Origin of the sequence: Photorhabdus sp. S10-54, from assembly GCF_963878145.1 — a bacterium.
In the GTDB taxonomy this organism is placed as follows: domain Bacteria; phylum Pseudomonadota; class Gammaproteobacteria; order Enterobacterales; family Enterobacteriaceae; genus Photorhabdus; species Photorhabdus kayaii.
Window position 1 is genome coordinate 1 of record NZ_CAWNXG010000087.1, and the last position, 5,623, is coordinate 5,623.

Genomic DNA, 5,623 nt, shown 5'->3' on the forward strand with positions numbered 1-5,623 from the left:
ACGCGATGCAATTTGTTCAGTGAACGACTGCTTTGATTCGGAAAAGTTAATAAATTCTGTTGGTGAAACCCAGATACCACGAGACATTAGTATCCCTCCAGCATACGTGCAGACTGACGGCGTCGGCGGGAACTTGCCTTCACCGGACCTTTGTTAATTTCACGGCTAGCGAAGTACGCCAGAGCAAGGGCTATCGCTGCATCACCGTGGCGCTTGCCGCCGTCCGCTTTTGCTTTTGAGCGCTGATCAGGTACACGGGGAACACCGTTAATGACCTGTATTGCCCTCAGGTCATCCAAAGTGTCTTCGTCCTTTGGCAGCGCCTCCAGATTGCCGTCTTCCAGCGCAGCCTTCACCGGGGGCATATTGTCACGGTACCAACCTTCGGTGGGCATGACTTGCTGCACACGGCTGGCGCCATATTTTTGCATGGCATATTCGGCCAGATAAGCACCGTTACCACGGGCATCAAAGGCTGCACCCAGCAAATTAGGAAGTCCATCCATTAAATACCAAGTGATTTGCTCCTGTTGTTTGAATGGCACGTTGCGCAGTTCCAGCACGAACGGCACTTTGCGTACCAGATTTTTTTGTTGCAGCAATGGATAATCTACGGACAAATCGCTACTGCGGCCAAAATCGCGTCCCAGAAACGAACGAGCATCAGAAGGCAATGCATCTAGCAACGGCTTCAGGTTGGCTTTTAGCCACTCTTCAGTATCTGTGCGGCGTATTTCATCGGATTTAAGCTCATATCCTTTCGGGCAAGTCAGTCGCAGCACTGGCGTATCGGGAGACATCCGAGATTCAATCAAAGCGCGGGACAACCAGGCTCCTCCACCATTAGCAGGAATACAGTCCAATTCTTCTGATGCCCCGGCTCCGTAAAACTTGTACACCGACATCATCCACTGTTGTTCAGCCTCTTGTGACCATTCACGTCCGGTACGTAAGCAGACGCGGTGGAATAGTCCTTCAGTCACAGCCTTCTTAAAGGTAATACGGTGGATAACACCGTCCCTGCGTCCTGCCCGGATATCGTTCAGCAACTCATTAAACAAGTTGCTATCCCCGTCATGGGTGGAGATCACTCGCACTTTACCGCCCCAGATAAGCATGGCTAGTGCCGCTTTCAGTAATTCATCGAGCTGTTCGTGGAAAGCAGCCTCATCAATGACAATGATCCCCTGACGGCCACGCAAGTTAGACGGACGGCTAGAAAGCGCCACTACACGGAATCCAGAGCCTGGGAATTTGATAGTGAAGGTTTTGATGTGCTTATCATCTTCGTCTTCTTCCCAGAACCCTTCCTCAATTTCACTGGCCGCATAGTTGAAGGCACGAGCCCACATTGCACAGGCTTGAATATATTCAATGGTCATATCTTGGTTATAGGCGATGTAATACACATTCATGCCACCAGCAGCGGTAGAAGATGCAGCGATGAGTACATTATCTGACGCTTCAGCCCAAGTAATTCCCGTTCGACGACTCTTCTCATTGACTTTAAGAGGAGACGAATCGGCCACCCATCGTTGCTGGTATGGCAATAAGACGACAGGTGCTGCTATTGAGGAAGTATCTGGTAGGACAGGTGCAAGCAGATTCATGTAGCAATTCCCAATATTTCCCGACGTAATGCAGCAACTGCTTCGGCAGATAATCCACCTTTGCGTGCAATTTTCTCTGCATTACTTGCAGCAGCTTCAGCCCGTGCCCGGACTTCAGATTGGAATTTTTTCAGATTCACGCTAGCACGAGAAAGTGTAGCTACGTTTTTCGCAACCTTTGAGAGCAATGTGACGCGTTCTTTCGGATTAATTTCTCCTTCTTCAGCCTCCTGGAGTTGAATAATACTTTCAAAAAGTTCAGTCTGAATTAAAGCAATCACAGCCTCAGAACGTGCATCTTGATCATCCACTGCACCTTCTGTAAGCATCCTTGCTGCTTCTGTTGCCGCCCGTATTGCACCGTATCGCTTTTCTATTTTTTGTCCATAACGGTGAATAGCAGACTTACTGATTACATAACCTTGATCACGCAGTAAGGTTTCGAGTTCTTGGTATCTACTAAACCCTGATTCAGTCAACGTCCTCTCCAACCAGCGCCGAATGTCTTCAGGGAGTTTATTGATTGTGCTTCGACGCGCCATTATTCACTCCAGTATTTTTCAGGACGAGCAATACCAAGACAGCATTCGACCGTATATTCAACAACATCAACACCAATACGAGTTAAGTCAGCAAACCAACTACCCGATGGCTGTTTATTGAGGTCAATTAATTTACTGCCTGCCAGATAATCCAATTCTTTCCGTAATTCCAATGCAGTGACGTCAGGATAAATCGCGCGAGATATATCCAATAACAGCGTTTCACTGGCGGTATATGGGCGAGTTTTATTCAGTGCGACCAACAGACTCCAACGCAATGATTCACGACGAACACGGGCAACATCAATCATTTTGACCTCCGGCAATTCGGTGCTGCTGCACCACCTCTAATTTGCTATAAAGTGCATCCAGTTTTGCTTCAATTACTGTCTGACCACGAATATAATCTTCACGGCGCACGTAATTCAGCGGCAAGTCAGCCTTAAACTGCATAAACTCACGTTCGAGCTGAGACCAATTGTCTACGGAATTTTTAAGCGCTTGCTCTAACGAGGCGTGTCTTTCCTCCTGCCGCTCTTCGGCCTTGCTGAATAACCACTTTGCGATGCCAAAAATGAAACCGAGGAAAGAGAGCAGAAAACCTACGGCAGCCCAAAATTCAATCTGTAATGTCATTGTTGTAATCCTTCGATGTAATCCAGCAAGCCATTAACCTGAGCTTTCAATGCAAGACACTGTTCCCCGTTGTCGATGATATTGGCGAGGATATCTCGTTGCGTGATACCGGATGGCCGTAGCTGGGCATCAGAGCTTTCATTTCCACAGGACGTTTCATCAGCGCCGGAGGTAACGGAGGCAGAGCAAGTTTGTTCACTGGACAGGCCGAAGGCGGCGTTGTATTGCTGCATGAAGCCACGAGTAAACACGCAATTAACGGGATGAAATTGTTGTTTTTCATCCATCCAACGTTGAGTAACATGGTCAATCTTCCTCTTGAGTTGCTGGTTTTGAGTGCGGAGTCGTTCAATATCATTGAGATAATTAGCTTCTGCCTGATGCGCCGTATTGACCTGCATTTGGTAACGTTTCTGCAAAGCATTAAGAGCTGCCAGTTCCCGTTCTACCCGTTGTTTTTCCAATAGGAGAAATGCGGCTTTCTGCTGTGCCAATGCGGCATTCCCGATCTCCATTGCTTTCTGAAAGCCTGTGGCATGGCCTCGCCAATGAGCCAAAGCGAACATGCCAATTAGCACCAAAATCAATACAATAGGTTTAGCCCACAATTTAATTGGCACAGCTAGCACCTCCCCAAGCCAAATAGCGCGGTGCGAGTGCTAGTAATATGCGTCGGGGGTAATAGCGATTCTCTTTCCATGCTGAGGTACGGCGCCCTGCGTTCTGAAATTCAACGTGACCAAACCAGATCCACGGATTGAGACCAACTGCCTCGGTTTTCTTCTTATCCCGTAGTAACCAGCCTAAGCCTCCGTTATAGGCAGACAGCACCATCGCCATTCTTTGGCACTTATCGGCAGCTTTAATGCGTTGCCATAGCCAATGGTCATAGTGAACCATTGCCCGTATAGACCAGACTGGATTGAAGGGATCTTTATTGGATAATTCAGGAATGCGTTGGCTAATCCAATCCGCTGTTGTAGGCATAAACTGGGCCATACCTTGAGCACCAACAGGCGAAATAGCTCGTGATTTCCAGTCACTCTCCTGATGCAACTGCGCGGCAAAATCAGCTACAGGTGCATTCAATCCCCAGATCACACGAGAAGCACGTATCAAGTCATTGCGGTATTGCTGCGAACGGTGTGGTGGTTCGTTAGCCAATGCTGGGCTGACCATACCGCCACACCACAACAGTACAATTCTGATAATCTGCCGCCAATTCATAATCATAACCCTGTAGCTACGCTCAGACAGGTGGCGGCAACAATCAGTGCACGGCGTATCAGAACAGCCGCAAACACCAGATGGTAGCCAGTCTGAACGGGATATTTTCCTTCTTTCATGAGTATCTCATCATGTTTCAGATACTGACCGGGCCTTGCTTTCGGGAATAAACTGCGGTCTAGCCAGTACCCCAAGACAACAGCCAGAGCAATAAGCGATAATTTGTAGATAACGACGGGGACTTGTTGAGGGGAAACTAAACCGATAGTAAGCAGCAATAGAACAGCTGTTAACAACCAGCCACCGAGGCGTAATTTTTTGATAAGTGATACAAACGATTTGAAAGTTCTCATTGAACTGTCTCCGTAGTCGTTGATGGAAACAGTTTTGTCAATTTATCGGGAAAAGGATTTTAAAGGGCGTTAAGAGCGCATCAGAAAAGTAAAAGACAGGATAAGAGCGACCTGCCTAACGCTCGAACACTGGGTAGGCTATCAACTCACAGGTATGTACTGTGAGTCAATCTAGGCTCTTTCCGTTATTGATTATTGATGACCGGAAAAGCCTGGCTCATTTTCAGCTAATGGAAAAGGCTTACTGATAATGAAAGAACAAGCTTTACCCATCGTTCCGTGGATTGGTGGTAAACGCCGATTAGCAAAACATATTTTACCGTTATTTCCTGAGCATACCTGTTATGTCGAACCGTTCTGTGGTGCTGCTGCACTGTATTTCCTAAAAGTACCGAGCAAATGTGAAGTGATTAATGATATTAATGGTGAGTTGGTGAATCTTTATCGCGTGATAAAACATCACTTGGAAGAGTTTGTCCGGCAATTTAAATGGGCATTGGTCAGCCGCCAAATTTATAAATGGTTACAGATTACCCCCGAAGAAACGCTAACCGATATTCAGAGAGCAGCGCGTTTCTACTATCTCCAAAAGCAGGCATTTGGCGGTAAGGTTGCTGAACATACTTTTGGAACTTCCACCACCAGCCCACCGCGATTTAATTTACTCAGAATAGAAGAAGAGCTATCAATGGCTCATCTGCGACTGGCAAGAACGATCATTGAAAATATGGATTGGGCGCAATGCATCCAGCGGTACGACAGGCCGCATACACTGTTTTATTGTGATCCTCCATATTGGGGTACAGAGGGATATGGCATAGAGTTCGGACTTGAGAACTATGATCTATTAGCAGAATTAGCACATACCATCCGAGGGAAAATGGTGATTTCGGTGAACAATATTCCAGAAATGCGCAAGGCGTTCAAAGGGTTGACAATGCAAGCAGTTAATATCGGTTACAACTTGAAAGTTACGGGGAAAGCTAAACAGAGTAAAGAGCTAATCATTTGTAATTTCTAATAACCGAGAATGGCAAGGCAATATATTTGCTTTGCCATTTTTTACCTTTAACTCAAGCCAATAGAACGGGACACAAACTGTAAACCTATTCCAAGAGTTTGGCTAACTAACCTCAACTCTGCTTAAGCATTGCGATTTCCTGAGCACGTAAACCTAAGCTCGGCTTTTTCGGTTGGAACGTATAAGCAATTAAGCCTGATACCACCTCCAACAAAAAGCCGACAATGCTCCGAT

General features: G+C 46.6%; 8 protein-coding genes and 1 pseudogene. 1 reads left to right on the top strand and 8 read right to left on the bottom strand.

All coding sequences use genetic code 11. The features are described from left to right. Positions 1-86 precede the first annotated feature (86 nt). Genes AACQ83_RS23160 through AACQ83_RS23190 form a run of 7 tightly spaced genes read right to left on the bottom strand, consistent with a single transcriptional unit; the run spans position 87 to position 4,368 of the window. Positions 87-1,610, bottom strand: a complete 1,524-nt coding sequence (locus AACQ83_RS23160; RefSeq protein WP_036843651.1) for a hypothetical protein — start codon at positions 1,608-1,610, stop codon at positions 87-89. Next, positions 1,607-2,152: a DUF3486 family protein gene (locus AACQ83_RS23165; protein ID WP_036843653.1), complete on the bottom strand. Its 546-nt coding sequence runs from the start codon at positions 2,150-2,152 to the stop codon at positions 1,607-1,609. The genes AACQ83_RS23160 and AACQ83_RS23165 overlap by 4 nt, the downstream gene beginning before the upstream one ends. After that, complete coding sequence (locus AACQ83_RS23170; RefSeq protein ID WP_036843655.1) at positions 2,152-2,463, bottom strand: hypothetical protein; 312 nt, start codon at positions 2,461-2,463, stop codon at positions 2,152-2,154. The genes AACQ83_RS23165 and AACQ83_RS23170 overlap by 1 nt, the downstream gene beginning before the upstream one ends. Beyond that, positions 2,456-2,788, bottom strand: coding sequence for a hypothetical protein (locus AACQ83_RS23175; protein WP_112879763.1), 333 nt, complete (start codon positions 2,786-2,788; stop codon positions 2,456-2,458). Before AACQ83_RS23175 ends, AACQ83_RS23170 begins: the two co-directional genes overlap by 8 nt. Beyond that, positions 2,785-3,408: a hypothetical protein gene (locus AACQ83_RS23180; RefSeq protein ID WP_112879764.1), complete on the bottom strand. Its 624-nt coding sequence runs from the start codon at positions 3,406-3,408 to the stop codon at positions 2,785-2,787. Before AACQ83_RS23180 ends, AACQ83_RS23175 begins: the two co-directional genes overlap by 4 nt. Continuing rightward, complete coding sequence (locus tag AACQ83_RS23185) at positions 3,398-4,015, bottom strand: transglycosylase SLT domain-containing protein (RefSeq protein WP_036843660.1); 618 nt, start codon at positions 4,013-4,015, stop codon at positions 3,398-3,400. The genes AACQ83_RS23180 and AACQ83_RS23185 overlap by 11 nt, the downstream gene beginning before the upstream one ends. A 2-nt stretch (positions 4,016-4,017) precedes the next feature. Further along, on the bottom strand, positions 4,018-4,368 hold the full coding sequence (locus AACQ83_RS23190) for a putative holin (RefSeq protein WP_036843661.1): 351 nt from the start codon (positions 4,366-4,368) through the stop codon (positions 4,018-4,020). A 250-nt stretch (positions 4,369-4,618) separates the two neighbouring features. On the opposite strand from AACQ83_RS23190, the gene AACQ83_RS23195 reads away from it, so the two are divergent. Beyond that, positions 4,619-5,389, top strand: coding sequence for a DNA adenine methylase (locus AACQ83_RS23195; RefSeq protein ID WP_036843663.1), 771 nt, complete (start codon positions 4,619-4,621; stop codon positions 5,387-5,389). A 112-nt stretch (positions 5,390-5,501) separates the two neighbouring features. Here the strand turns inward: AACQ83_RS23195 and AACQ83_RS24830 are convergent. Further along, positions 5,502-5,623 (bottom strand): annotated as a pseudogene (locus AACQ83_RS24830) (IS982 family transposase); the annotation flags it as partial.

Excerpts from the sequence above, each read along its gene's own strand:
- AACQ83_RS23160 (WP_036843651.1), bottom strand. The coding sequence starts at position 1,610 with ATGAATCTGCTTGCACCTGTCCTACCAGATACTTCCTCAATAGCAGCA.
- AACQ83_RS23165 (WP_036843653.1), bottom strand. The coding sequence starts at position 2,152 with ATGGCGCGTCGAAGCACAATCAATAAACTCCCTGAAGACATTCGGCGC.
- AACQ83_RS23170 (WP_036843655.1), bottom strand. The coding sequence starts at position 2,463 with ATGATTGATGTTGCCCGTGTTCGTCGTGAATCATTGCGTTGGAGTCTG.
- AACQ83_RS23175 (WP_112879763.1), bottom strand. The coding sequence starts at position 2,788 with ATGACATTACAGATTGAATTTTGGGCTGCCGTAGGTTTTCTGCTCTCT.
- AACQ83_RS23185 (WP_036843660.1), bottom strand. The coding sequence starts at position 4,015 with ATGAATTGGCGGCAGATTATCAGAATTGTACTGTTGTGGTGTGGCGGT.
- AACQ83_RS23190 (WP_036843661.1), bottom strand. The coding sequence starts at position 4,368 with ATGAGAACTTTCAAATCGTTTGTATCACTTATCAAAAAATTACGCCTC.
- AACQ83_RS23195 (WP_036843663.1), top strand. The coding sequence starts at position 4,619 with ATGAAAGAACAAGCTTTACCCATCGTTCCGTGGATTGGTGGTAAACGC.